Genomic DNA, 25,296 nt, shown 5'->3' on the forward strand with positions numbered 1-25,296 from the left:
CGGCCGCGCAATGCTCCTCGCATTTGACCATTTTTGACCTCATCCAGACACCTTCCATGATTGAGTTTCGACCCTAATGCACGTCCGAATGGGGCCGCAAAGTGCGGCAATGCAGGCCGTAGGAAAGATCGCGGTCGAGCCCTTCGACACACCAGGTGACGCCGGGACCCCAGCCAATCATGCCGAGATCCTCGCCGATCTGATACACGACCTGCCGGTATTTGTTGTCGCTCGCCAGCACACGAGCGGCGCAATAGCGGCGCGGGATGTAATCGGCGCCGTCGGAACGAAAGCCGAGCTGCTTGATCCGGTCGAAGCTCTGCAAGGTCAGCGACGAATTCCAGTAGTAGCTTTCCTTCTGGCTGAAGCGCGATTGGATCGTGCTTAGGATGCCGCCTTCGTCGCAGGCCGGCACATCGCCGGTATAGGGCAGGAAGCGTTTCTCGGCCGGCAGGATCGGCCGCGCCGATACCCCACTCGTAGAGGCGGCAACCAGCCCGGGAAGGACGAGTGCGAGCAGCAAGAGGCGGCGGATCATGGTGCAAACCTTGAGAGGCAAATCGATCAGGCGCGACGATGCCGCGCCATGCCGCGCCGGTCAAGTTACATTCGGGCCAGACCGCTACAAGCTCGCCGCCGCGCGGGCCGCCTGGTCATAATGGCCGGAGAGGCCGCGTAACATCGCGGCGACTTGGCTGATCGCGGCCTCGTTGAGCCCGACCGATTGCACCGCCTTGACGAGCAAAGCCTCGCGGATCTCGCGGTATTTCAGGCAGGCTTGCTCGCCTTTCGGGCTGATCGTGACCGCCTTTTCCTTACCCGCCTTCTGACTCTTCACCAAACCGAGGCGCTCGAGCTTTTTCAGCGCATAATTGACGAGATGGGTGTCCTCGATGTTGAGCACGAGGCAGATGTCGGCGAGCTTCTTGGCCCGGCCGCGATGATTGACCGTATGCAGCACCATGACGTCGAGCGGCGAGAGGTCGGGGAGCCCCGCCGCCGCCATGCCGCGCACCATCCAGCGGTGGAACGCATGGCTCGCGAGCATCAGGCCGAATTCGAGCTCGGAGAGAGCGGGGCTCGCGCCCGAGGCAAGATGGGCGGAGGCGACGATCGGGCCGAAGCCGCGCGGCTGCGGCGGCGCATCATCGCCGCCGAATCCGGGCAGGACGGAGGGTTTGGGGCGGGGCTTGCCAGGGGTCGTCATGGGGCGCTTCCATCGGCCTAGCGGGGATGAGTGGACCGCGGGCTCGCAGCCCGCCTGCGGCCTGGAGGGCCACGGTCCGTTCACGCTAGCGCAGAAAGAATTTTATCGCAATATTGTCGCCGATACATTGACAAATTATCGATAAAATGTCGATATTCGCCTCATCAGTCAGGTTACGGTATCTACATCTCCGTCATTGCGAGCGAAGCGAAGCAATCCATCCCCCAACTTATGTTCTTGGTCGCAACTGCTTAAACTGCGACACAATTCTCCAGGGGGTGGATGGATTGCTTCGTCGCTTCGCTCCTCGCAATGACGGAAGAGGTGTGCATACCTTAGATCAATCGGGGAGATCGCATTCGTGAGCAAAGCAGCCACCGCCAAAAAGCCGAAAAAAGCCGGGACCTGGGATTTCTGGATCGACCGCGGCGGCACGTTCACGGATATCGTCGGCCGCGATCCGCACGGCGGCCTGCATGCCCATAAATTGCTCTCCGAAAACCCCGGCGCCTATAGCGACGCGGCGGTGCAGGGCATTCGCGATCTGCTCAGTCTTGCCAAGGGCGAGGCCATCCCGGCGGGGTGGATCGGCGCCGTCAAGATGGGCACGACGGTCGCGACCAATGCACTGCTGGAGCGCAAGGGCGAGAAGACCTTGCTCGTCACCACCAAGGGGTTCCGCGACGCTCTGGAGATCGGCTATCAGGCGCGGCCGAAGATCTTCGCCAAGAATATCATCAAGCCGGAGCAACTCTATGCTGACGTGGTCGAGGTGGATGAGCGCGTCCTGGCCGATGGCAAAGTGGAAAAAGAGCCGGATTTGAAGAAGGTGACGCGCGACCTCAAAGCGGCCCGCAAGGCTGGCTTCGATGCCGTCGCCATCGTCTTCATGCACGCCTACCGCTTCCCCGAGCACGAAAAGCGTGTTGCGGCGCTGGCGCGCGAGATGGGTTTCGCCCAAGTCTCCGTCAGCCACGAGGTGTCGCCGCTGATCAAGCTCGTCGGGCGCGGCGACACGACCGTTGTGGACGCCTATCTCACGCCGATCCTGTCGCGCTATGTCAACCAGGTGGCGCGCGAACTCGATGTCGAACGCACGGGCGCGCGGCTGATGTTCATGATGTCGTCGGGCGGCCTCACCGCGGCCAATCTGTTCGCGGGCAAGGACGCCATTCTCTCCGGTCCGGCCGGCGGCGTCGTCGCGATGAGCGCGACCGGCGAGAGCGCGGGCTTCAAGCGCATCATCGGCTTCGACATGGGTGGCACCTCGACCGATGTCGCGCATTACGACGGCGAATTCGAGCGCGCCTTTGAAACCGAGGTTGCGGGCGTGCGTATGCGCGCGCCGATGATGCTGATTCATACGGTGGCGGCGGGCGGGGGCTCGATCCTGCACTACGACGGCTCGCGTTTCCGCGTCGGCCCGGATTCGGCCGGCGCCAATCCGGGCCCGAAATGCTATCGTCGCGGCGGGCCGCTGGCGGTGACCGACGCCAATGTGATGACCGGCAAACTGCTGCCCGATTTCTTCCCGAAAATCTTCGGCCCGGAGCAGAACGAACCGCTCGATGTCGATCATGTGCGCGAGGCCTTCATGGCCATGGCGCGCGAAGTCGGCGACGGCCGCAAGCCGGAGGCTGCGGCTGACGGGTTCATTCAGATCGCCGTCGCCAATATGGCCGAAGCGATCAAGAAAATCTCGGTCGCGCGCGGCTATGACGTCACGCGCTATGCGCTCAATTGCTTCGGCGGCGCGGGCGGCCAGCATGCCTGTCTCGTCGCCGACGCGCTCAGCATGAAGACCGTGCTGGTTCATCCGTTCTCGTCGCTGCTGTCGGCCTACGGCATGGGCCTTGCCGATATTCGTGCGACGCGCAGCCAAGGGCTCGAAGAGGCATTCGGCGACAAGGCGCTGAAAAGCATTGCGCGCGTGGGTAAAAGGCTCAGCGCCGAGACGCTCAAGGAAGTCGCAAGCCAGGGCGTCGCGAAATCCGACGTGACGCTGCATGTGAGCGCTCATATCCGCTATGCCGGCACGGACACGCCGATCGTCGTGAAGGCCGGTTCGCTCGAGGCGATGAAAAAGGCCTTCGAGAAAGCGCATAAGGCACGCTTCGGTTTCATGGACCGTTCCAAGCATCTCGTGATCGAGGCAGTCTCGGTCGAAGCAGTCGGCGGCGGCGCTCGCTTCGTCGAGCGCGCCAAGACGAAAGGCAGAACGCGCCTGCCCAAGCCCGCGCGCAGCACGCAGTTTTTCTCCGGCGGCGCATGGCATGAGGCCAATGTCTATACGCGCGATCAGTTGAACCTCGGCCACAAGGTGAAGGGCCCGGCGCTCCTGATCGAACCGCACCAGACGATTGTGATCGAGCCGGGCTGGCAGGCTGAATTGACGGTGAAGAATCACATTGTGCTGCAGCGCGTCGTTGCCTTGCCAAAGCGCACGGCGATCGGCACCAAGGCCGATCCGGTGTTGCTCGAGATCTTCAACAATCTCTTCATGTCGATTGCCGAGCAGATGGGCGTGACTTTGCAGAACACCGCCTATTCGGTGAACATCAAGGAGCGGCTCGATTTCTCCTGCGCCGTGTTCGACGCCGACGGCCGGCTTGTCGCCAATGCACCGCATATGCCGGTGCATTTGGGTTCGATGGACCGCTCGGTCGAGACGATTGCACGCCTCAACAAGGGCAAGCTGAAACCAGGCGACGTCTATGCGCTGAACGCGCCGTACAACGGCGGCACGCATCTGCCCGACATCACCGTCTGCACGCCGGTGTTTGATGACAACGGCAAGAAGATCCTGTTCTGGGTCGCCTCGCGCGGCCACCACGCCGATGTCGGCGGCGTCTCGCCGGGCTCGATGAGTCCGCGCGCCACCAATATCATCGAGGAAGGCGTCTATATCGACAATTTCAAACTCGTCGATGGCGGCAAGTTCCGCGAGAAGGAACTCTATGCGCTGCTCGAAGGCGCGCCTTATCCCGCGCGCAATCCGCTGCAGAATGTCAATGATCTCAAAGCACAGATCGCAGCCAATGAGAAGGGCGTGCAGGAACTCGCCAAAATGGTGGTGCACTTCACGCTGCCGGTGGTGAAAGCCTATATGGCGCATGTGCAGGATAATGCGGCCGAGAGCGTTGCGCGTGTCATCGACCGCCTGAGCGATTCCTCCTTCGAATATGAGATGGATCAGGGCACCTTCATCCGCGTGAAGATCACGGTCGATCGCAAGGCGCGGCGCGCGACAATCGATTTCACTGGCACGAGCCCACAGCAGCCGACCAATTTCAACGCGCCCGAACCGGTCGCGCGCGCGGCGGTGTTGTATGTGTTCCGCGTGATGGTGGACGACGACATTCCGATGAATGCGGGCTGTCTGCGCAATCTCGACATCGTCATTCCGAAAGGCTCGATGCTCTCGCCCGAATATCCGGCGGCGGTAGTCGCGGGCAATGTGGAAACGAGCCAAGCGGTGACCGACACGTTGTTCGGCGCGCTGCGCGGCCTCGGCTCGGCCCAGGGCACGATGAACAATCTCACCTGGGGCAACAAGAAGCACCAATATTACGAGACGCTCTGTTCCGGCGCGCCGGCGGGCCATGGTTTCAGCGGAGCCTCGGGCGTGCACACCCACATGACCAATTCGCGCCTGACCGATCCGGAAATTCTCGAATTCCGCTTCCCCGTGGTGCTGGAGGATTTCCACATCCGGCGCGGCTCGGGGGGCAAGGGCGAGTTCCAGGCGGGCGATGGCACGAAGCGCACGGTGCGCTTCCTGGAAGCGATGGACCTGGCGATCCTCTCCGGCCACCGCCGTGTGCCGACCTTCGGGCTGGATGGCGGTGAGTCCGGCGAACTCGGCCACAATTACGCGCGGCGTAAGGGTGGCAAGATCGAGGAACTGCAAGGCTGCGACCAGACCACGATGGCGCCGGGCGACGCGATCATCATCGTGACGCCCACAGGCGGTGGTGTGGGCAAGGCGGAGTGAAGAACAATGATGGACGATTGGCAAAAAGCCATTCGTCCGCGATCTCACCCGCGGTCGCGATGGGGCGCGCCTGTGGGCGAAGCGTCCTGGCCAAAGGAACTAGGCACAATTGGCGGCTTTAAAAAGAGGCCCTTCGGTGTAGCACTATGCCACACTGACCGAATGATAAAAGATTGGCTCGGGGATGCTTGCGTCGCGTCGGGTTCTCGTACCCGACGCGCAACCGAAGGAGATCTTGCACATGGACGAGCTCTTCCCCATTGGCGTCGGCGCCGCAATCGGCGCGCTGTCCACTTTTGATTTGCGCTGGTTTCGCCCACTCTGGTTGCGTTTGTTGATGATTGCCCTTGCGGGGGGCACCGCGACATTCGTGAGCGGCGAATATCAACAAAGCTGGCTCTTTGTCTGCGCCGATATTTTGGAGGTGGCCTTTTGCGCCCTGATAGGCGCCTTCGCCGTCAACTATCTTCGCACGGGACGATTGAGTCTGCGTGCGTCCGTACCTGCGTCCAGATGAGGAAACTGATCTCTTCGACGCAGATCTAAATAAACGCCACCAGGAAAATCCGATTCCGCATCATGACTCAATGATGTGCCGCGGCGACGCGTGCGTTGCAGGCGGTACCGTACTTCATGCTCGGTCGATGTGTTTGCGCCACGTGGGTCGTTCCCGTTGACTGATGCGGGCTGCTGAAGAAGCAGGTCAGCCGATCCTATGAGCCTGAAGTTGACACTCTTTGCAACAGGGAGGCTCCCATGACAATTGTCATCCATGGTCCGCGGTTCAACCGACGCGTGAGCTGCGACAGCAATCCGCAAAACGCCCGCAGCGAATCCGACCTCGCTGTGAATCCGCTTGATCCGTACAACATGGTCGGCTCGTCGAAGCGGTTCACCGATATCGTGAATTACGCCTTTTCGCTCGCTGCCTATGCGACATTCGATGGCGGCCAAACGTGGACCGAGACCGTGTTGCCGTTGGTGGACACCGACGGCAGAACTTATCCCAGCACCACCGATCCTGCGGTGATTTTCGATGACGTCGGCAACGTCTACATCGTTGCATTGCCCTGGCAGGGAGAAAGCGGCCCCAATCACGGACAAACGATCGGCATCAGCATCTACAAGTCGACAGATGGCGGCCGCACCTGGGGCGCACCCCAACTCATCCATCAGAGCACGGTCGACGATAAGCAGGCCTGTTGGGCCGACACGACCGGCGGGCCGAATTCCGGCAATGTCTATGCGGCATGGGATGGCGCCGGCGGGATGTTGTTTGCCCGGACGACAGACCACGGAACAACCTGGAAGGGCACGCGCATAGGCGGCGTCGATCAACCGGCAGGTTCGGCGATTCCCGGCACATCCGATTCTTTCTCGCCGGAACTGACCGTGATGGCGGATGGCACATTGCTGATTGTCTGGGCGCCCGAAGGCGGCAGTTCGATCAAGCTCGTCACGTCTTCCGACGGTGGCGCGACATTCTCGGCGCCGATCACCGTGGCCAGCGGCATCACCAACCTGATGGGCGCCCTGTCGACCATCGGCGGGTGGCCGGTCTTTCCTGGCGGCACGTTCCGCGTGATCACCTACGCCTGCGTCACGACGAGCGGTACGGGTGTCACGGTTGCCTGGGCGGATATGCGAGAGCAGATATCGCGCATCTATTACCGATTTTCTCCTGACGGCGGCACGACCTGGGATGGCCCATCGTCCGGCCAGCCCATGTTTACCGGTGCCCAGGCTTCGCCCGCAAACATGCAGGATTTTCATCCGCAGCTTGCCACGACGCCGACGGGCGAAGTCGGGATCACATTCTATGAATTCGGCCCGATGCCCGATGGCGAGTTTCAGAGTGATCAGATCGTGGTCGAGATGGCGGCTTCCACCGACGGCGGCGTGACATTCGCCAGTCGTGTCACCGTGTCGGACCGCAGTTGGAATCCGGCATTCGACGCGCCCAATGCAGATGCGATTCCGGGTGTCACGTTCATTGGCGACTATTACGGATTCGCGGCCAGCACGCTGGGGTTCTTCCCCTTCTGGACGGATACGCGAAGCGGCATCCAGGAGATGTTCATCGCGCGCGTCTCGATCTATCCGGCCGATCTTTACACCCGCGATGGGCCGGGAGATACCGGCAGCGTGCCATCGCCGGGCGCGGTATTTTGGGAATCGCCCGATATGGTCGTGCGCCATCAACCGGACGGCGATGTGAATTTCGTCGATCAAGGCTTGCTGCGCAACGGCGTGACAACCCACTATGTCTATGGCCGCGCCACCAACAATGGGCCGAACGACACGTCTGCCGCGACCTTTGCCGTCACGGTCGGCAATTTCCCCTCCTTGCTCGGATTGCCGGGCTCGGAGTTCTGGTATCCGCAAGATTGGTATCCGGACGATTGGTCGACTGCTGCGCTCGCAAGCAATCATCTTTATCTTGGCGAGAGCGCGCCGCTCGCGGTCGCGAATGGCGAGACGGTGATCTTCGGACCCATCACTTGGCCAGCCGGACAAATCCCGATTGAAGGAACCTGGCACCCGTGTCTGCTCGGCGAGATCCGCAGCGGTAACGACGATTCGGCCGGTGGCACCAACGGCGGCGACATTCCGGCCGATCCCGCCGATATGTGTCCGCACGGCTCCTTCGTCTACGGCAACAACAATGTCTGCCAGCGCAATCTGACCTATGTCCATATGCCTGCGGGCGAGTCGATGCATGTGCATTTGCCGTTCATTGCCGGCAGCGTATGGGATGCAAAACATCGCACCATCGACATCACGGTCGACAAGGGGCACGAGCTCGCCGAAGTGCCGATGACCTTGCGCATGGACCCGATCTCGCTGCCCGGACACGGATTGGGTGGCGGCGACGGCGATCACGACGATTGCTGCGCGCCGGGCGAATTGGTGTTCACCGGTGAATGCCGTGTCATGGTTCGGGTCGGCAATTGCGTGGCCGGAGAGATCGTTACGACGAAAGGAACGGTGTGGCGATCCTATTGCCCGTGCCAATGTCGCGAGAAAAACCAGGATGGCAAGTGCACCTGCCATGGCAAAAATAAAAAGGAAATGGTGGCGGCTCACGCCACGATGGAGCGGGCCGCGGCCGCATCCGTGTCGCGGAGCTGGGAACTCAAGACTCAGCGCACGACCGTCAGTTTCAGCGTCGACGCGCAGGAGTTGCGCAAACTCACCCTGTCGTTCGTTGCGCCGGCGCACCTGAAAAAGAGTACGATCGTGCGCATCGCCCAGCGCAAGGACGGCAAAATTCCGACCGGCGGCGTCTCGCTGCAGTTGCTGGTGGGCGACGACCCGAAGGCGCTGGCAGTTAGCAAGACGGCTGCGGTCGGAAAAAGGCGGAAGGCATAGGTGCCGATAGGAGGATAGTGAGTGGACCGTGGCCATTCCGGCTGCTCAGTGAGCGCTGCTTTGCGGCCAGGATGGCCGCGGTCCGTTCAAGTGCTTGTCGCGCCAGCGGCAGCTCGCCCTCAGCGTATCGTTGACAATGTTCTCTTTATGTTCTAAATTCTGAAGTCGTTTTTGATTATCGTAATAGGCCCGCTCGGACTTGGTTCAGGTCCGAAACGGGAGGGTGTTGCCGCGCGTCAAAGAAAGGGGAGCAACAACTGCAAAATGAAAATTTTTTGGGAACAAACTAATAGAGAGAATAATTCATTTATATCAATAGGATGAGGGGTAAGAATCGCCGGACCAGTCCATCGGGACGCCCGCTGTCGCCGCAACGGCAGCTGTCAGATTCTGACATCCCACGCTCTTGGGACCTCGACCATCCATCGCCTATATAAAGCACTATGACCGACCCCAAAGATTCGCCCCCGCTGCAGCTCCTGGAGGATGAGGACGACCTCTCCGAATCCGCCTCGGGCATCGATCTCGAACTGCATGACGAAGCCGCCGCCGCGCCGGAATCGGTGCGGCGCGGGGTGGCGGTCATCCGCAAACATTGGAAGACTTTGCCCAATGCGCCCGGCGTCTATCGCATGATCGGCGCGGACGGCGAGGTGCTTTATGTCGGCAAGGCGAAATCGCTGAAAAACCGGGTGGCGAGCTACACGCGGCTCACCGGCCATGTCGACCGCATCGCAAGGATGATCGCGGCGACCTGCTCCATGGTGTTTGCGGTGACGGAAACCGAGACCGAGGCGCTGCTGCTCGAAGCCAATTACATCAAGCAATTGAAGCCGCGCTTCAACGTGCTCCTGCGCGACGACAAGAGCTTTCCCTATATTCTCTTGACCGGCGATCATGCGAGCCCGCAGCTCACCAAGCATCGCGGCGCGCGCGGCCGCAAGGGCGATTATTTCGGCCCCTTCGCCAACGCCGGCGCGGTCAACCGCACCTTGCATGTGCTGGAGCGCGCCTTCCTGCTGCGCACGTGCACCGATTCCTATTTCGACAATCGCACGCGGCCGTGCCTGCTCTATCAAATCAAGCGTTGTGCCGGGCCTTGCACCGGCGAAATCAGCTCAGAAAACTATGCCGAACTCGTGAAGGAGACGCGCGATTTTCTCTCCGGCAAAAGCATCGCCGTGCGCGAGCGCCTCGCGAACGACATGCTGCAGGCGGCGGAGAATCTCGAATTCGAAAAGGCCGCGCAATTGCGTGACCGTATTTCCGCGCTGTCGACCATCCAGGGCACGCAGGGCATCAATCCGCGCAGCGTGGAAGAGGCGGACGTGTTCGGTCTGTCCGAACAGGCGGGCCAATTCTGCATCGAGATCGTGTTTTTCCGCGCCTTCCAGAATTGGGGCAACCGCGCTTACTTTCCGCGCGCCGACAAGAATCTGACGCCGGCCGAAGTGCTCGATTCCTTCGTCGCGCAGTTTTATGCCGACAAGCCCGCGGCGCGCCTCGTGCTGCTCAGCCACAAGATCGAGAGCCAGGAACTTTTGGAAGAAGCCTTGTCCGCGCGCGCCGGCTATCGGATCGAGATCGCCGTACCGCAGCGGGGCGAGAAGAAGGACCTGCTCGACCACGCCAATCAGAATGCGCGCGAGGCTCTGTCGCGCAAATTGGCCGATACGGCGAGCCAGGAGAAATTGCTGGCCGCGCTGGCGGCGGCCTTCGGCTTGCCGGAACCGATCCGGCGCGTCGAGATCTACGACAACTCGCATATCATGGGCACCAATGCGGTCGGGGCCATGGTCGTGGCCGGCGCCTCGGGCTTCATGAAGCAGCATTACCGCACGTTCAATATCAAGACGCCGGACCTGACGCCCGGCGACGATTTCGGAATGATGCGCGAGGTGTTGAAACGGCGGTTTGCGCGCCTGCTCAAGGAAAAAAGCGAAGAGGTGCAGGAGGTCAATGGCGAGCGGCCGGACTATGACATTGCAACCGACTCGTATGTTCCGGTCGAGAAGCCGGGCGCCGATCCCGATGCGTTTCCAGCACGCCCCGATCTCGTTCTGATCGACGGCGGCAAGGGCCAGCTCGAGGCGGCGCGCGCGGTGCTCGAGGAGCTCGGCGTGACCGATGTTCCCATGGTCGGCATCGCCAAGGGGCCCGATCGCGATGCGGGCCGCGAGACCTTTTTTGTGCCCGGACGCGAGCCGTTCAAATTGCCGCCGCGCGATCCGGCGCTCTATTTCGTCCAGCGTCTGCGCGACGAGGCGCACCGCTTCGCCATCGGCACGCACCGCGCCAAGCGCAAGCGCGAATTCACCAAGAGCCCGCTCGACGAGATCGCAGGGATAGGTCCGGCGCGTAAGCGCGCTTTGCTGCTTGCTTTCGGCACGGCGAAGGCGGTGGCGCGCGCGTCGCTGGAGGATTTGGAGCGCACGAGCGGCGTGAACAAAGCGACCGCCAAGCTCGTCTACGATTTCTTCCATGAGACGAGCGGGTGATACAGGTTTGTAGGGCAATGCCGCGCGAAACCCTTCTCCCATAGGGAGAAGGTGGCATGCGAAGCATGACGGATGAGGGGATACTCTTGCGAGATTGGCCTCGGCAAGAACGTAGCCTGCGATGATTCCGTGTCCCCTCATCCGTCGCTTCGCGCCACCTTCTCCCTATGGGAGAAGGGTTTGCGCGTCGTTTTCGCTCTCCTCGCAATGACGCCGCGCGCGCTTATCTGTTACTCACGCCTTCAATTGCGCAAGGATCCCGGCGATGTCGCCCATGCCCCAATGTTCCACGATCTGGCCGTTGGCGACGCGGAAAATATCGCAGGAGGTGAACTTAAGCTCGCGACCCGTCGGTGCGACGCCGAAATAGGGTCCCTCGTGCTTGCCCGTGTAGACGAAACTGGCTGCGACCGAATCGCCATTGGCGACCAGCACCTCGATCGTTACGGCAAGGTTCGGGATCCCGGCGAGGCGCGCCGCAAAATACGCGACCGTCGCTTCTTTCGCAGTCTTCTCTTTCGGAACCGGCGCGGCGGCACTGGTCTGGTGATTGACGTAAGTGTCGGCGAAGAGCGCGCCGAAGGCATTTATGTCATGCGCGTTGAGGCTTGCGGCAAAGCGTTCGGCGACCGCTTTGCCATCGGCTTTCTCTTGCGCCGATACAAGTGTTGGCGCGATGAGAGCGCCTGCAGCCAACGCGCCTTGGGTGAGCAATCGTCTCCGGTTCTGCATGTCGCGCCTCGCCTTTCACGGCCATTGATGTGTGCCAAGCCTGTAGCCCGGCGCGCTGGCCATGAATCATTCACGGACAAAATGTCGCCCGTGTCCAGCCCTGTCCCGCGTGTCAGCTCTCGCCGGGATATTCGGCGTCGAGCACGAACGGATAGGGCCCCTCGAAGTCTTCGACATAGACCGTGTGCGACACGAACCCACTTTCCGGCGTCCACACATGCACGACATATTGCCCGGGCTCCTTCACGAAGGCCGAGGCTGCCTGCGGATGCAGATCGAACGCGACCTGCACGCCGGTCGACGGCGCGATGGTGGCGAGCGCATTGCCGACCCGCGCCGTGATCTGGCGATGATAGTGGCCGCAGATGATGCGATCCACTTGCGCATGGCGCGCGATCACATCGCGAAACGCATCCGCATTCTGCAGCGTGATCTTGTCCATGTGCAGGATCGAGGCGAGGAACGGCGGATGGTGCATCGCGATCATGGTCGGCGTCGCCGGCGCTTGCGCCAGCGTCTCGTCGAGCCATTGCAATTGTTCCGGCCGCAATTCCCCGGCGCTTTTGCCCGGCAGGAGCGTGTCGAGCATCACAAGCCGCACCGGGCCAAGATCGACTGCATAATCGACGAAGCCCGTGGGCGCGACCGGCGGCTTCAGCGCCGCGATGAAATTCTCGCGCCGGTCATGATTGCCCGGAATGACAAAGACTTTACCGTCGAAATAATGCGCGAGCAGTTTTTGCAGCTCTGCATATTCCTCAACCAAACCGCAATCAGTGAGATCGCCAGTGATGAGAATCGCATCCGGCTTAGGCTGCATCCGAGCGACGGCGCGGAAAGCCCGCTCCGTCAGCATGTTCGATTCGTTCACGCGGTTGCAGGGCTTGCCATAGGGGCGCACATGCAAGTCCGAAAGCTGTACGATGATCATGTGCGATCAGCTCCACGGGCGCAGAGCGGTTTGCGTGACATAGGGGCGCAGCAATTCGTCCGCGGCGGCCTGGGCCTTGGCGGCAGCGTCCGCCGGTTTCACCTTGCCGTTCAAAATCGCCTGGATCTGATCTTCCATGGCCTTGCGCACGGCGACGACATTGAACGTGTCGAACCACGGCACGGCATAAGCGAGCTGATCGAGCGCGACTTTGGCGTCCGGATGGTCTTTCAGGAAGCTCTGCATGTCGGGCAGATCGTAGGCCTGCTTGTTGGGGGCGAAATAGCCGGTGAAGCGGCTCCATTCGCCGCTGACTTCCGGCGAGGTCAGCCATTGCGCCAAGGTCCAGGCGGCTTGCCGGCGCTCCGGGCTGTTGCCCTTGGGCATGATCAGGCTGCCGCCGCCGATCGGAGCGGCATGCCGTAGGCCTTTGGGCAGAAACGCCACTTTGTAAGGCAGTTTCATGTTGTTGCGGATGAAGCTGAGCGAGCCGGTCGAGAGCACGATCATGCCGACCTTGCCGGCGAAAAACGCCGTGGTGCAAGCGTTGGTGTCCGAGACACCCGCGGGCATGGCTTTCGCGCCGTTCACCAACGCGTCGAGGAAGCTCAACGCACCGATGGTCGACGGGCAATTGTAGAAGACCTCGCCGCCGTAGGAGTGATTATAATATTCGCCGCCATTGGCCATGGTCAGGCCCGACGTCAGCCAGCCGCAATAATCATACGTGCCAGGGAACATCAGGCCTACGCGCGAACCGTCCGGCTTCGTCAGCTTTTTCGCCGCGTCGAGCCATTCGCTCCAATCGGCCGGCGGATGATCGGGGTCGAGGCCGGCGTCCTTGAACGCGTCGGTGTTGTAGTAGAGCAGCGGCGTCGAATTCTGGAACGGCAGGCCGTAGACATGGGCGTCGATCACCGCATTTGGCTTCAGCGGCGACCAGAACCGGTCGAAATAGGCATCCGTCGTAGTGTTCTGCGCGGCGATCAGGTCGTCGAACGGTTCCGCTTCGCCATTGATCGCATATTCGCGCACGAAATTGGCAGACATCAGCGCCAGTGCCGGCGGCTTGCCCGATTTGATCGCGGTGCGCGTCTTCAAATTGGTGTCGTCATAGCTGCCGGTATAGGCGGCGGTGACATTGATGTTGGGATGCTCGCTGTTGAAACGCGCGATCAGCTTCTGCATTTGCGTGGCGAGGGCGCCTTGCACCGGCACCGGAAAGAAAAAGTCGATCTCCGTGGCGCTGTCGGCCTTGGCCTGCGTGACCAAAGCGGCCGTCGCGGCAAAGGCCATGAGTTCGCGGCGCGTAACCTGCATGAATATCTCCTATTTGATGCCGCTGAACACGAAGCTGGCGACGAAGCGGCGTTGGAAAATCAGGAACAAGAGCAAAAGCGGGCCGGCGACGAGCAGGGTGCCGGCCGCCAGAGTGCCCCAGGACGAACCGGCCTCCGTGCCGGAGGCGAAGGACGCGAGCCCAACGGTCAGGACCTGCTGGCGCGGCGAGGTGAGGACCACGAGCGGCCACAGGAATTCGTTCCAGTGGGACGTCACCGAGACGATGGCGAAGGCGGTCATGGCGGGCTGCGCGAGCGGCAGCAAAATCCGGAAGATCACCGTGAAGAGGCCGGCGCCGTCCATCATCGCCGCCTCCTCATAGTCGCGTGGGATGGTGCGGAACGTCTGGCGCATCAGAAAGACGCCAAAGGCCGAGGCGAAATAGGGCGCCATCACGCCGGGCATCGTGTCGTAGAGGCCGAGCTTGCTCAGCGTCGTGAGATTGGGGACGAGCAGCAGCGACGGAATGAGCAACAATTGCGCAAGAAAGGCCGCGAACAAAAGTTCCTTGCCGCGAAATTCGAGCCGCGCGAACGCATAGCCCGCTGCCGACACCGTGATGATCTGGACGACGAGAATGCCGCCGCACATGATGAGCGTGTTGAGATACCAGGTGATGAAGGGCCCACTGGCCCAGGCATCGGTGAAATTCTCGAAGCTGAAGGGGCCTGTCGGCGTCAGCGAGGCGATGTCTATGGGCACGCCGGGGCGGAAGGCCGCGATCAGCATCCACAGGAACGGAATGGCCCACAAAAGCGCGCCGGCTCCGGCCAGGAGCAGGCCGAGAAACCGTCCGTCAGCTTTCATAATGGATGCTCCGGTCGAGGGCCTGGCGCGCCAGGGTTGTCAGCGCAAGCAGGCCCCCAACACCGACGACGGTTGCGGCGGCACCAAGACCGCTGTCGTTGTTCTGCACCGCCTGCTGGTAGATGTAGTAGAGCAGCAGGTTGGCATCGTCGCTGGGGCCGCCCGGCCACATGGTGACGACGTGATCGATCTGGGTCAGCGCGTTGAGGAGTGCGATCGGCAGCACGAAGGCGAAGGTCGGGCCGAGAAGCGGCAGAATGATATGCCGCAGGCGCCCAAGCGCGGTGGCGCCGTCCATCTTGGCTGCATCGAGGAGATCGGTCGGAATGGCGGCGAGGCCGGCGAGGAAGAACAGCATGTAATAGCCGGTGTTCTTCCAGATGGTGACGACGATGACCGCCGGCAGGGCGGTGCTCGGGCTGCCGAGCCAATTGGTTTGGCCGATCCCGAGTTTCGCAAGATAGAAGTCGATGAGGCCGCCGCCCGGCAGATATATGAAGCTGAACAGCGCAGCGGCGGCGACGAGCGGAATGAACAGCGGCATGACGATCAGCGTGCGCAGCACCGCCGTCACCTTCTTGTTGTTTTGCAGGGCGAGGGCAAAGGCGAGGGCCAGCACCAGGCTGGGAACGATCGTTCCGACGGCATAGATGATGTTGTTCAGGATCGCGATGCCGAAGTGCTGATCGCTCAGGAGGCGGGCATAATTGCCAAGGCCAAAGCCATGTTCGCCCAATTGGCTGAGACTGAAGGATTGCACCAGCACCAGCAGCACCGGCCAATAGGCAAATGCAGCCAGAAAGATCAGCGACGGCCCGAGCAGCAGCGCCAGCACGAGAGGGTTCTTGCCGGCGCGCACGGCGGCGGCCGGCGCCGAAGTGGGTGAGACGGAAGCGATCACGGTCATTCGGCCCAAATAGGCCAGCATCTGCGACGGCTTCATGACGGGCGAGCCGAGTCTGCTGCGGCATTGAGTCAGCCCCAGATTTGACAGGCAAAGCCGTGCATATCGGGTCGCGGTGTCGCGCTCCCAGCGCAAATTTGTCGCCTTGCGGTCGCGAATTTGCCGTAACGCTTTAGGTAATTGTTTTTCTGGCACAATTCGCAGCGGCGAAAATGCGAAATTTTCGCCGCTGCGGCTTTCCGGTCATTGACGTTGTAACAGGAACATGTTCCCTCATCCTATGTCCTCATCCTCGTCGCCGACCAAGAGCGGGTATTGGAACCTGCCGAACATCCTCACCTACGGCCGGGTCGTTGCCGTGCCGATCGTCGCCGCCTGCCTGTTCTGGCCGGAGACGCTCTGGATGCGATGGGTTGCGTTGGCGCTCTTTACCCTGGCGGGCATCACAGATTTCTTCGACGGATATCTCGCCCGCGCCTGGGCGCAGCAATCGTCGCTCGGCCGTATGCTCGATCCGATCGCCGACAAGCTGCTTGTCGCCGCCTGCCTGCTCGTTCTGGTCTACAACCAGACCATCACCGGCTTTTCGGTTTGGGCGGCGATCGTCATTTTGTGCCGCGAGATCCTGGTCTCGGGCTTGCGCGAATACCTCGCCGAATTGCGCGTCTCCGTTCCGGTCACAAAAGTGGCCAAATGGAAGACGACGATGCAATTGATCGCGCTCGGCTTCCTGATCGCCGGCCGGGCGGGCGAGACGATTTTGCCGGGCACGATCGCCATCGGCCTGACGCTGCTCTGGGTCGCGGCACTGCTGACGCTCTATACGGGTTGGGACTATATGAAGGCCGGGTTCAAACACGTGGTGGATGAATAGGATGAAGGTTTTGTATTTCGCCTGGGTGCGCGAGCGGGTCGGCAAGGCCGACGAGATCATCGTGCCGCCGGACGAGGTCAAGACCGCCGGCGATTTCATCCATTGGCTGGCGGGCCGGGGCGACGAATATGCCTATGCCTTCGAAAATCCGAAGATCATCCGGGTCGCCATGGACCAGGCGCATGTCAAGCACGATGCGCCCATCGCCGGCGCTCGCGAGATCGCCCTGTTTCCGCCGATGACGGGAGGGTGAGCGCGGCATGGCGAATGTCCGCATTCAGCGTGAGGATTTCGATGCGGGAGCGGAAACCGCGGCGCTGACCCGGGGACGCAAGGATATTGGCGCCGTGGTCACGTTCACGGGCCTGTGCCGCGACGAGGGCGGCACCTTGCAGGCCCTTGAACTCGAGCACTATCCGGGCATGGCCGAGGTGGAACTCACGCGGCTTGCGGGGGAAGCCGAGGCGCGCTGGCCGCTGCAAGGCGTGACCATCGTTCATCGGTTCGGCAAGATCGCCCCTGGTGAACAGATCGTGCTCGTGGTGACGGCGTCGGCGCATCGCGCGGCGGCCTTCGCGGCGGCCGATTTCCTGATGGATTATTTGAAGACCAAGGCGCCGTTCTGGAAGAAGGAACATCGGCCCGACGGATCGTCACCGGGCTGGGTCGCCGCGACGGAGGCGGATGATTCGGCCGCGCGCCGCTGGTCACGATAATTTCGTCACAGAACCATTGTCCGAACGGGATCAGATATGAAGTATATTTTGCCTGTTCTACTCGGCCTGTGTCTGGCATCGGGAGCGGCGCGCGCGGAGGATTGGCCGCAAATCAGCACGCTGACCATCGCCCGCGGCATTTACAAGATCAGCCGTGCGCCAGGCATCGTCGAAACCCATAGCGAACATGGTTTTACCGAGCCTGTCGCCGATTTTCACCTTACCGAAAGCACGACAAATGTTCCGGCCTGTCTCGGCATGACCTTCGGCTTTCAATATGCGGTGATCGGCAAGCCGATCGGCACCTCGCTGCCATTGCATAGCGTGACGATTCCGCCACAGGACATGCACGATCCGCAAGTGGCAAAGCCGATTCACACCGTCACGAGCGACTCCACCGGCCTGATCGGCGGCCAGGGGTTCAGCGCCTATACGTTCGATTATGCGTGGGAACTGGTGCCCGGCATCTGGACGTTTCAGCTTTGGTACGGCGAGCAGGAGATCCTGGAAGAAAAGTTCAACGTGACGCTGAACTGCAACAATGTTTCCTGGTCACCCGAATTGCCGACTTGGCTGCGCAGCGCGGCGCTCAGATAATTGACGTGAGTTATTGTTTGAGGGGGCTGCGCATGCGGGGGCTCGCGCTGGCGACCGTGATCGCATCGATGATAGCGACGGCCGCTCATGCCGAGGCCGCCCATCTCGATGGCGTCAAGCTCCTCCGGCACGGGATCTTTCTGACGGTGCGCGACGAAACCAAGCCCGAAGTGCATACCAGGCTGGGGTTTTCGGTGACCGTCAAAGACATGAAATTCGTCACCGACGCCGTACAGGTCCCGGCGTGCCTCGGCTCGACGTTCGGTCATGAATTCCAGTTGATCGGCGCGCCCACCGGAGCGCTGGTTCCGATGCAGACGGTCGTGATTCCGCCGCGCCCGCTCAACGACCCCGCCGTGGATCAGCCCATCGCCAAGGCGATCACGACCTTTGCCGGCACCATCGGCACGGCGCGGGTGGATGTCTATAAATTCGATTACGATTGGGAAGTGCTGCGCGGAACCTGGACGTTCCAGGTCTGGCAGGGCGACCGGCTGCTGCTGGAGGATAAATTCGATGTGACCGGCGATTGCGCCGGCATCTCCGAACTGCGGCTGCTGCCAATGACGAGACTTGAACGAACTATGATTGCGGGGTTAAACACGCGCAGGTGAATTGGATTTTGATCGTATGCACATTCTGCTTCTTGGGTCCGGCGGCCGCGAACATGCTTTGGCACTGGCCCTGTCGAAAAGCCCTCTGCTGACCCGGCTGTTTATCGCGCCCGGCAATCCCGGCACCGCACCGCTTGGCGAAAATGTCGTGCTCGATGTCGCGGACCATGCCGCCGTCGTTGCCTTCTGCCATGTGATGAAGATCGATTTCGTCGTGGTCGGGCCCGAGGCGCCGCTGGTCGATGGCATCGTCGACAGCTTGCGGCAAAACAACATCCTGGCCTTTGGCCCCGACAAGGCGGCCGCGCAGCTCGAAGGGTCGAAGGGCTTTACCAAGGATCTGTGCCGCGACTTTCACATCCCGACCGCCGATTATCAGCGCTTTTCCGATAAGGCGGGTGCGCTCGGTTTCGTGCGGCGGAAAGGCGCGCCGATCGTGGTAAAGGCGGACGGGCTTGCGGCCGGCAAGGGCGTCGTGGTCGCCGCCACTGTCTCTGAGGCCGTCGAGGCGATCGAGATGATCTTCGCCGGCGCCTTCGGGGCCGCTGGAGCGGAAGTGGTGATCGAAGATTTTCTCGACGGCGAGGAAGTGTCCTTCTTCGCCCTGTGCGACGGAACTCGGGCGCTCGCGCTCGCCTCGGCGCAGGACCACAAGCGCGTGGGCGACGGCGACACGGGCCCCAACACCGGCGGCATGGGCGCCTATTCGCCCGCCCCCATCATGTCCGAAGCGATGAGCGCGCGCGTCATGCGCGAGATCATCGAGCCGACCGTTGCCGGCATGAAGGCGCGCGGCACGCCGTTCCGCGGCATTTTATTTGCCGGCCTGATGATCGGCCGCGATGGGCCGAAACTCATCGAATATAACGTGCGCTTCGGCGACCCCGAATGCCAGGTGATGACGCTCAGGCTGCAGGACGACCTGTTGGCGCTGCTGCTGGCGAGCGCCAAGGGCGATTTGCCGGAAGCGCCGGTGCATCTTAAGCCGCAGACGGCGCTGACCGTCGTGATGGCGGCGGAGAATTATCCCGGCACGCCGAAAAAGGGGACGCAGATCAAGGGCGTGGAGCAGGCCGCTGCCGAGCCCGATGTGGTGATCTTTCATGCCGGCACCAAACTCGAGGATGGTAAGCTGATCGCCAATGGCGGCCGCGTTCTCAATGTCACGGCGCTCGGCCAGAATGCCGCCGAGGCGCAGGCCAAAGCCTATCGCGCTGTCGATCGCATCGACTGGCCCGGCGGTTTCTGTCGTAGGGACATCGGCTGGCGCGCCATATCCTAGCTCTTCTTTAGGAGGTTTCATGTCGGACACGCACGATCTGTTTCCAGGCTTTGCCTCCCATTGGATCGATACGGAAGCCGGCAAGATCTTTGCCCGGTCCGGCGGCTCGGGTCCGCCGCTCGTCCTCTTGCACGGGTTTCCGCAAACCCATGTGATGTGGCATCGCGTTGCGGCGCAGCTTGCCGAGCATTTCACCGTTGTGGCGATGGATCTGCGCGGTTACGGCTGGTCGGCGGTGCCGCGCTCACACGGGGGCGAAGCCTATACGAAGCGCGCGATGGGCGAAGACGTCGTGGCGGTGATGGCCGCGCTCGGCCACGTGCGCTTTCGTGTCGCCGGCCATGACCGCGGTGCCCGCGTCGCCTATCGGCTGGCGCTCGATCATCCGGGCTGCGTCGAAAAGCTGGCGCTGCTCGATATTGAACCGACCTTCATCGTGTGGGAACAGCGTGAAGACGGCGGCGACGATGCGCCGCATTGGCCGTGGCTGGCGCGGCCCGAACCGCAGCCGGAACAGGACATCGCCCGCGATCCGCGTGCCTATGGCGACGACAAGCTGATAAAGTGGAGCAAGGCGCACGACTTGGGGATCTACGATTCGCGCGCCCTTGCCGCCTATCGCCAAAGCTTCACCGATCCCTTGCGCATCCATGCCTATTGCGAGGATTACCGCGCCGGTGCGAACCAGGATCGCGCCCAGGACGAAGAAGACATGAAGCAGGGCAAAACGATTTCGTGTCCGGTTCATGTGATCTGCGGCAATTCGTATCTTGCCGGCGCGCCGCTCGCGACATGGCGCAGAACCTTCGCGCCAGAGGCGACGGGCGTCACGCTCGATTCCGGCCATTTCCTCGCCGAAGAAAACGCCGCGGCGACGCTCGCCGCCATGAAGGACTTTCTGCTATGACGATCAACTATCGCGCCGCGCAGCGCGAGGATGTGCCTGCCATTGTGGCGCTTTATGCGGACGACGCGCTTGGCCGCCAGCGCGAGGACAATCGGCAGCCCTTGCCGCAAACCTATTATGCGGCCTTCGCCAATATCGCGCGCAATCCGGACGCGCAGCTCATCGTGGCGGAGCAAGATGGCGAGATCGTCGGAACCTATCAGCTCAATATCATGCAAGGCCTTGCCATTCAGGGCATGGTGCGTGCGACGGTGGAAGCGGTGCGCATTGCCGCGCCTCTGCGCGGCGCCGGCCTTGGCTCGAAAATGATGCAGGATGCCATGCAGCGCGCTCGGCATGCCGGCGCCGCCATCCTGCAATTGACGTCGCACGGCAGCCGCGCCGACGCGCATCGCTTTTACGAGAAGCTCGGCTTCGAGAAATCGCATGCGGGGTTTAAATTGAAGCTTTAGGTTCAGGTCCTAACTCGAAGGAGCGCGCATGAGCAAAGTTCCTGTGCGGCACGCAAAACCGGAACGCAAGGGCCCCACTCGCATCGCTCTGGCGCTGGGGGGCGGCGGGGCGAGAGGTTTGGCACATATTCTCGTGATCGAGGCGCTCGACGAGTTGGGCTTGAGGCCGGACATCATCGCCGGCACGTCGATGGGCGCGATTGTGGGGGCGGCTTATGCGGCAGGCATGTCGGGCCACGACATTCGTCATCATGTCGCGACAACCATGCGCGACCGTGCGGATGTCATGGCGCGGGTGCTGCGCGCGCGCGTTGGCACGATGCGCGACATGTTCCGGCAGGGGCTGAACAATCCGATGCTGGTCGATGCCGAAGTGCTGCTCGATCTGTTCTGGCCCGAAATCGTGCCGGATCGTTTCGAGGATCTGCGCATTCCGTTCGTCGCCGTGGCGACGGATTTTTTCGGCCGCAAGGAAGCGGTGTTTAAGGACGGATTGCTGGCACCGGCCGTTGCCGCGTCCATGGCGATTCCGGGTCTCTTGAAGCCGGTGCACGCGATGGGTCTGACGTTGGTCGATGGCGGCTGCGTCAATCCGCTACCGTATGACCACTTGCCGCGCAGTATGTTTTCGATCGCCTGCGACGTCAGCGGCGGCTTGCTCGAGGGCGGGCGTGGCATCCCCGGCGCGCTCGAAGCGACCATCGGCGCGGTCAACATCATGCAGACGGCGATCCTGGCGCAGAAGCTGAAAGTGCATCAGCCCGACCTGCTGGTTTGCCCGCAACTCAATGGCATTCGCGCGCTGGATTTCTTCAAGACGAAAGAGATCCTGAAAGCTTCCGAGCCAATTAAGGACGAGATCAAACGCGGTCTTGGCGCGCGATTGGAGCAGGCATGAGAGTCTTTCGCCGTCATTGCGAGCGTAAGCGAAGCGATCCATCTCCCAACCGACGACAGTGATCGATTCCCTCGCGAAATCGCAAGCGCAACGGCCGCGACTGCGACAAATTATTGTGGTGCGTGGATGGATTGCTTCGCTTCGCTCGCAATGACGGTGAAGGCCTCGGCTAACGTCCTTTGACCTTATTCAAAAGCGCCTTAACCGCGCCTTTATCCAAGAACTCCAATTCGACCGGCAGCGCGAGCGCGGGAAAATCCTTTGGCAGCCGCACCGCATCCTTTTCGGTCGTAACGAGCAGGGCCTTTTGCTGTTCCGCCTGCCGCTCGAGCCGCACGCGATCGATGGCGGAAAAAGCGTGATGATCGGCGAATGCGCGGGTGGCGAGCACGGTTGCGCCGCACGCGCTGACCGTGTCGAAGAATTTCTCCGGCCGGCCGATGCCGGCAAAGGCGATCACCCGCGCGCCATCGAGTCGCTCTGCAACTCCCGCATTGGGCATGAGACGGCCGCGCAGCACCGGTTTGTCTTGCGTCTGCGCGGCTTGCGCCAAGGGCCTTGCGCCGCGCAACTCGCCGATCATGATCAGCGCATCGGCATAGCGCATTTGCGCATCGAGCGGCGCGCGCAGCGGCCCGGCCGGAATGCATAGGCCATTGCCAACGCCCGAAGCGCCATCGACCACGGCGAACGTCAGCGTCTTGGTCAAGGACGGGTTTTGCATCCCGTCGTCCATGACGATGACACTTGCGCCCTGCGCCTCCGCTAAGTGCGCTCCAGCGACCCGGTCGGGCGTGACGACGACCGGCGCGACACGTGCCAGCAGCAGCGGTTCGTCGCCGACGTCGCGCGCGCTATGTTTCGATGGGTCGACGATGAGCGGGTTTGATCGCCGCGCGCCGCCATGGCCGCGCGAGAGAAATACGACGCGCTCGCCCATCTGCTGCAGCAGGTGCGCCAAGGCGATGGCCGTTGGGGTCTTGCCGGCACCACCGGCGACGAAATTGCCGATGCAGATCACCGGCACGCGCGCGCGCCAACCCGGTTTCGCCATGCGTCGTGCCGTGATCGCGCCGTAGACTTTTCCCAGCGGCGTCAGCGTGCGGGCGAGGGGCCCCGTTTCGCTTTGCCACCAGAAATCCGGCGCTTGTTTCACTGATGCAACTCCATCGACATCTGCATCAGATAGGGCTCGATCGCGTGCATGATACGGCTCGTCGCGCCGCCTTGATGCTGCACCACCTCTTTGGCGATGCGCGCCGTGCCGCGCAATTTCGACGCGTCGGTCAGGAAGGCCGCCAGCGCAATGGCGAGTTCCTCCGCATCTTCGACCATCAGGCCGCCATGTTCGGCGTCGAGGGTTTCATAAACTTCTTTGAAATTGCTGTATTCCGGACCGTGCAGAATGGCGCAGCCGAGCTTGGCCGGTTCGATCGGATTGGAGCCGAAACCGGTGAAGGTGCGGCCCATCAGGACGAGATTGCTGCAGCGGTAGAACAGCCCCAATTCGCCCATCGTATCGGCGAGATACACGTGGGTTCGCGGCGTAATGGTCTCATTCTTCGAGCGCGCCGCGACATTAAGGCCGAGTTTCGTCAATTGCGCATTGATCTCGCCGCCGCGATTGGAATGGCGCGGCACGATGATGGTGAGAAGTTCCGGAAAGCGCTCGCGCAGGCGCAGATGCGCATCGCCGCAAATCTCCTCTTCGCCTTCCCGCGTCACCGCGGCGGTCCAGACCGGCCGGTCGCCGATGGCCGCCGTGAGCTCCGCGAGTTTCGCCGGATCGGCGGTTGGCGGCGGCACATCGTATTTCATATTGCCGGAGACGAGAACCCGCGGCGCACCGAGCCGCATGTAACGCGCAGCCTCGTCCTGGGTCTGCGTTAAAATCAGGTCGATCCGGCTCAGCAGCGCGCCGATCAGTTTCGGCAATCTTTGCCAACGTTTCAGCGACCGCTCGGACATGCGTGCATTGACGAGCACGAGCGGGATATGCCGCTCGTTCGTCTCGTAGACCAGGTTCGGCCAGAGTTCGGATTCTGCGACAAGCGCGAGATCGGGCCGCCAATGGTCAAGAAAACGCCGGACGAACGCCGGTGCGTCCAAAGGCAGGAACTGGTGCAGGCATCGCGCCGGCAGGCGCTGCGTGAGGATTTCGGCGGATGTGACGGTGCCCGTTGTGACCAGCACGAAAAAGTTGCGCGCCAGCAATTGATCGACCAGCGGCAGCAGCGAAATGCTTTCGCCCACGCTCGCGCCGTGCAACCAGGCGAGGTTCCCGGCGGGGCGCGGAGCCGAGGCAAAGCCGCGCCGCTCCTTCAGCCGCGCACGGTCTTCTTTGCCCTTGGCCAGGCGCCAGGTCAGAAACGCGCCGGCAAAGGGGCTCAGCGCGCGCGTCGCGCCGCGGTAGAGGGTGAGGAGCGGGTGTTTCTTGATCATGAGCTCTTGCGCAAATCGGCGCCCGGGTCGCGATCGCCGACCAGATCATAGGCGCGTTTGTGAACGTCATCGAGACCCGCCTGCACCGCCAGCCGCGCCGATTCGAGCGTGGATCTGTCGGCGTCCGCCGCCACGAAAATCGGCGCGCCGAGAACGATGGCGCCTTTGCCGAAGGGTTTGGGAAAGCTGGCACGGTCCCACGACTGGAAGTCGAAACGGCGGTTCTTCACGACCGCTGCGGGAAAGATCGGACGGCCCGACAATTTGGCGAGCGTGACGATGCCGTCGCCGGCGATGCGGGCGATTTTCGGAACATCGGCGGTCAGCACGACCATCCGGCCGCTTTGTAGTGCCTGGATCATGGCGCGCAACGCCTGCACGCCGCCGCGCCGCTGCATCTTGCCGGCAACGCCCTCCGATCCCGATCCGCGAATGGCTTCGACATCGAGATGGCGCAGCGCAATGGCGTTGATCTCCGCATCGTCATGCCGCGAGATCAAGGCGCTCGCCGGCCGGCCGGGCGGGCGGCCGAAGGACATCATGATGTGCTGGCCATGCCACATGGCGATGATCGGCGGCCAATGGTCGAGCAGAATGGTCTCGAGACCTTCCGGCACGCGAACAAAATCGGTCGTATTTTTCACGAACCGCAGGTAGCCGGCCGCCATATAGCCGGCGAGTTCTTGCACGGGGCGCGCGCGCGACAGTTTTTTCAGCATATTTTCCGG

The 25,296-nt window shown here is 62.1% G+C and carries 23 protein-coding genes; 13 read left to right on the forward strand and 10 right to left on the reverse strand.

Annotation, left to right across the window (positions count from 1 at the left end; all coding sequences use genetic code 11):
• Positions 1-73 precede the first annotated feature (73 nt).
• Positions 74-538 carry a hypothetical protein gene (locus V9T28_RS03280; RefSeq protein WP_116400819.1) on the reverse strand — a complete coding sequence of 155 codons (465 nt, stop codon included), beginning with the start codon at positions 536-538 and terminating at the stop codon, positions 74-76.
• Between the two features lie 84 nt (positions 539-622).
• Complete coding sequence (locus V9T28_RS03285) at positions 623-1,207, reverse strand: winged helix DNA-binding protein (RefSeq protein WP_116400820.1); 585 nt, start codon at positions 1,205-1,207, stop codon at positions 623-625.
• 361 nt (positions 1,208-1,568) lie between these two features.
• On the opposite strand from V9T28_RS03285, the gene V9T28_RS03290 reads away from it, so the two are divergent.
• From V9T28_RS03290 to uvrC, 4 genes are all read left to right on the forward strand, one after another.
• Positions 1,569-5,201, forward strand: coding sequence for a hydantoinase B/oxoprolinase family protein (locus V9T28_RS03290; protein ID WP_116400821.1), 3,633 nt, complete (start codon positions 1,569-1,571; stop codon positions 5,199-5,201).
• A 241-nt stretch (positions 5,202-5,442) separates the two neighbouring features.
• A complete protein-coding gene (locus V9T28_RS03295; protein WP_116400822.1) occupies positions 5,443-5,718 on the forward strand; it encodes a hypothetical protein in 276 nt (91 codons plus the stop codon).
• Positions 5,719-5,957: 239 nt separating this feature from the next.
• Entirely contained in the window at positions 5,958-8,573 is a 2,616-nt protein-coding gene (locus V9T28_RS03300) for a sialidase family protein (RefSeq protein ID WP_116400823.1), read from the forward strand.
• A gap of 443 nt (positions 8,574-9,016) precedes the next feature.
• The gene (uvrC, locus tag V9T28_RS03305) at positions 9,017-11,071 is read left to right on the forward strand and encodes an excinuclease ABC subunit UvrC (RefSeq protein ID WP_116400824.1); all 2,055 of its coding nucleotides are present in this window, start codon (positions 9,017-9,019) and stop codon (positions 11,069-11,071) included.
• A 234-nt stretch (positions 11,072-11,305) separates the two neighbouring features.
• Here uvrC and V9T28_RS03310 read toward each other — a convergent pair whose 3' ends face one another.
• The 5 genes from V9T28_RS03310 to V9T28_RS03330 form a co-directional block, all read right to left on the reverse strand.
• The gene (locus tag V9T28_RS03310) at positions 11,306-11,803 is read right to left on the reverse strand and encodes an ester cyclase (RefSeq protein WP_116400825.1); all 498 of its coding nucleotides are present in this window, start codon (positions 11,801-11,803) and stop codon (positions 11,306-11,308) included.
• A gap of 112 nt (positions 11,804-11,915) precedes the next feature.
• Positions 11,916-12,734, reverse strand: a complete 819-nt coding sequence (locus V9T28_RS03315; RefSeq protein WP_116400826.1) for a phosphodiesterase — start codon at positions 12,732-12,734, stop codon at positions 11,916-11,918.
• A 6-nt stretch (positions 12,735-12,740) separates the two neighbouring features.
• Positions 12,741-14,054, reverse strand: coding sequence for an ABC transporter substrate-binding protein (locus V9T28_RS03320; RefSeq protein ID WP_116400827.1), 1,314 nt, complete (start codon positions 14,052-14,054; stop codon positions 12,741-12,743).
• Positions 14,055-14,063: 9 nt separating this feature from the next.
• Positions 14,064-14,882 (reverse strand): carbohydrate ABC transporter permease, encoded by an 819-nt coding sequence (locus tag V9T28_RS03325; protein WP_116400828.1) that lies wholly within the window; start codon positions 14,880-14,882, stop codon positions 14,064-14,066.
• On the reverse strand, positions 14,872-15,825 hold the full coding sequence (locus V9T28_RS03330) for a carbohydrate ABC transporter permease (protein ID WP_245424092.1): 954 nt from the start codon (positions 15,823-15,825) through the stop codon (positions 14,872-14,874). The genes V9T28_RS03325 and V9T28_RS03330 overlap by 11 nt, the downstream gene beginning before the upstream one ends.
• 226 nt (positions 15,826-16,051) lie before the next feature.
• Here V9T28_RS03330 and pgsA point away from each other — a divergent pair, with 226 nt between their 5' ends.
• Genes pgsA through V9T28_RS03375 form a run of 9 tightly spaced genes read left to right on the forward strand, consistent with a single transcriptional unit; the run spans position 16,052 to position 22,126 of the window.
• A complete protein-coding gene (pgsA, locus tag V9T28_RS03335; RefSeq protein WP_445242149.1) occupies positions 16,052-16,660 on the forward strand; it encodes a CDP-diacylglycerol--glycerol-3-phosphate 3-phosphatidyltransferase in 609 nt (202 codons plus the stop codon).
• Between the two features lies 1 nt (position 16,661).
• Positions 16,662-16,913, forward strand: a complete 252-nt coding sequence (gene moaD / locus V9T28_RS03340; protein WP_116400830.1) for a molybdopterin converting factor subunit 1 — start codon at positions 16,662-16,664, stop codon at positions 16,911-16,913.
• A gap of 7 nt (positions 16,914-16,920) precedes the next feature.
• Entirely contained in the window at positions 16,921-17,376 is a 456-nt protein-coding gene (locus V9T28_RS03345) for a molybdenum cofactor biosynthesis protein MoaE (protein WP_116400831.1), read from the forward strand.
• A gap of 36 nt (positions 17,377-17,412) precedes the next feature.
• A complete protein-coding gene (locus V9T28_RS03350) occupies positions 17,413-17,973 on the forward strand; it encodes a DUF3859 domain-containing protein (RefSeq protein WP_116400832.1) in 561 nt (186 codons plus the stop codon).
• Positions 17,946-18,587 carry a DUF3859 domain-containing protein gene (locus tag V9T28_RS03355; protein ID WP_147306436.1) on the forward strand — a complete coding sequence of 214 codons (642 nt, stop codon included), beginning with the start codon at positions 17,946-17,948 and terminating at the stop codon, positions 18,585-18,587. The genes V9T28_RS03350 and V9T28_RS03355 overlap by 28 nt, the downstream gene beginning before the upstream one ends.
• Positions 18,588-18,603: 16 nt before the next feature.
• On the forward strand, positions 18,604-19,869 hold the full coding sequence (gene purD, locus V9T28_RS03360; protein ID WP_116401080.1) for a phosphoribosylamine--glycine ligase: 1,266 nt from the start codon (positions 18,604-18,606) through the stop codon (positions 19,867-19,869).
• Positions 19,870-19,888: 19 nt separating this feature from the next.
• A complete protein-coding gene (locus V9T28_RS03365; RefSeq protein ID WP_116400834.1) occupies positions 19,889-20,776 on the forward strand; it encodes an alpha/beta fold hydrolase in 888 nt (295 codons plus the stop codon).
• Complete coding sequence (locus V9T28_RS03370; protein WP_116400835.1) at positions 20,773-21,228, forward strand: GNAT family N-acetyltransferase; 456 nt, start codon at positions 20,773-20,775, stop codon at positions 21,226-21,228. The genes V9T28_RS03365 and V9T28_RS03370 overlap by 4 nt, the downstream gene beginning before the upstream one ends.
• 28 nt (positions 21,229-21,256) lie before the next feature.
• Positions 21,257-22,126 carry a patatin-like phospholipase family protein gene (locus V9T28_RS03375; protein ID WP_116400836.1) on the forward strand — a complete coding sequence of 290 codons (870 nt, stop codon included), beginning with the start codon at positions 21,257-21,259 and terminating at the stop codon, positions 22,124-22,126.
• Positions 22,127-22,295: 169 nt separating this feature from the next.
• Here V9T28_RS03375 and lpxK read toward each other — a convergent pair whose 3' ends face one another.
• Genes lpxK through V9T28_RS03390 form a run of 3 tightly spaced genes read right to left on the reverse strand, consistent with a single transcriptional unit; the run spans position 22,296 to position 25,287 of the window.
• Positions 22,296-23,282 (reverse strand): tetraacyldisaccharide 4'-kinase, encoded by a 987-nt coding sequence (gene lpxK / locus V9T28_RS03380; protein ID WP_116400837.1) that lies wholly within the window; start codon positions 23,280-23,282, stop codon positions 22,296-22,298.
• Entirely contained in the window at positions 23,279-24,568 is a 1,290-nt protein-coding gene (locus V9T28_RS03385; RefSeq protein ID WP_116400838.1) for a 3-deoxy-D-manno-octulosonic acid transferase, read from the reverse strand. Before V9T28_RS03385 ends, lpxK begins: the two co-directional genes overlap by 4 nt.
• On the reverse strand, positions 24,565-25,287 hold the full coding sequence (locus V9T28_RS03390; protein WP_245424093.1) for a lysophospholipid acyltransferase family protein: 723 nt from the start codon (positions 25,285-25,287) through the stop codon (positions 24,565-24,567). The genes V9T28_RS03385 and V9T28_RS03390 overlap by 4 nt, the downstream gene beginning before the upstream one ends.
• Between the last annotated feature and the right edge of the window lie 9 nt (positions 25,288-25,296).

This window comes from Methylovirgula sp. 4M-Z18 (assembly GCF_037890675.1).
Classification (GTDB): Bacteria; Pseudomonadota; Alphaproteobacteria; order Rhizobiales; family Beijerinckiaceae; genus 4M-Z18.

Bases quoted from the DNA above. Each gene is read 5' to 3' on its own strand.
- V9T28_RS03390 (WP_245424093.1), bottom strand. From the start codon at position 25,287: ATGCTGAAAAAACTGTCGCGCGCGCGCCCCGTGCAAGAACTCGCCGGC.
- V9T28_RS03385 (WP_116400838.1), bottom strand. From the start codon at position 24,568: ATGATCAAGAAACACCCGCTCCTCACCCTCTACCGCGGCGCGACGCGC.
- V9T28_RS03325 (WP_116400828.1), bottom strand. From the start codon at position 14,882: ATGAAAGCTGACGGACGGTTTCTCGGCCTGCTCCTGGCCGGAGCCGGC.
- V9T28_RS03310 (WP_116400825.1), bottom strand. From the start codon at position 11,803: ATGCAGAACCGGAGACGATTGCTCACCCAAGGCGCGTTGGCTGCAGGC.
- V9T28_RS03295 (WP_116400822.1), top strand. From the start codon at position 5,443: ATGGACGAGCTCTTCCCCATTGGCGTCGGCGCCGCAATCGGCGCGCTG.
- moaD (WP_116400830.1), top strand. From the start codon at position 16,662: ATGAAGGTTTTGTATTTCGCCTGGGTGCGCGAGCGGGTCGGCAAGGCC.
- V9T28_RS03375 (WP_116400836.1), top strand. From the start codon at position 21,257: ATGAGCAAAGTTCCTGTGCGGCACGCAAAACCGGAACGCAAGGGCCCC.
- uvrC (WP_116400824.1), top strand. From the start codon at position 9,017: ATGACCGACCCCAAAGATTCGCCCCCGCTGCAGCTCCTGGAGGATGAG.
- V9T28_RS03285 (WP_116400820.1), bottom strand. From the start codon at position 1,207: ATGACGACCCCTGGCAAGCCCCGCCCCAAACCCTCCGTCCTGCCCGGA.
- V9T28_RS03345 (WP_116400831.1), top strand. From the start codon at position 16,921: ATGGCGAATGTCCGCATTCAGCGTGAGGATTTCGATGCGGGAGCGGAA.
- pgsA (WP_445242149.1), top strand. From the start codon at position 16,052: ATGTTCCCTCATCCTATGTCCTCATCCTCGTCGCCGACCAAGAGCGGG.
- V9T28_RS03350 (WP_116400832.1), top strand. From the start codon at position 17,413: ATGAAGTATATTTTGCCTGTTCTACTCGGCCTGTGTCTGGCATCGGGA.
- V9T28_RS03315 (WP_116400826.1), bottom strand. From the start codon at position 12,734: ATGATCATCGTACAGCTTTCGGACTTGCATGTGCGCCCCTATGGCAAG.
- V9T28_RS03280 (WP_116400819.1), bottom strand. From the start codon at position 538: ATGATCCGCCGCCTCTTGCTGCTCGCACTCGTCCTTCCCGGGCTGGTT.
- V9T28_RS03320 (WP_116400827.1), bottom strand. From the start codon at position 14,054: ATGCAGGTTACGCGCCGCGAACTCATGGCCTTTGCCGCGACGGCCGCT.
- V9T28_RS03330 (WP_245424092.1), bottom strand. From the start codon at position 15,825: ATGAAGCCGTCGCAGATGCTGGCCTATTTGGGCCGAATGACCGTGATC.
- V9T28_RS03300 (WP_116400823.1), top strand. From the start codon at position 5,958: ATGACAATTGTCATCCATGGTCCGCGGTTCAACCGACGCGTGAGCTGC.
- V9T28_RS03365 (WP_116400834.1), top strand. From the start codon at position 19,889: ATGTCGGACACGCACGATCTGTTTCCAGGCTTTGCCTCCCATTGGATC.
- V9T28_RS03370 (WP_116400835.1), top strand. From the start codon at position 20,773: ATGACGATCAACTATCGCGCCGCGCAGCGCGAGGATGTGCCTGCCATT.
- purD (WP_116401080.1), top strand. From the start codon at position 18,604: ATGCACATTCTGCTTCTTGGGTCCGGCGGCCGCGAACATGCTTTGGCA.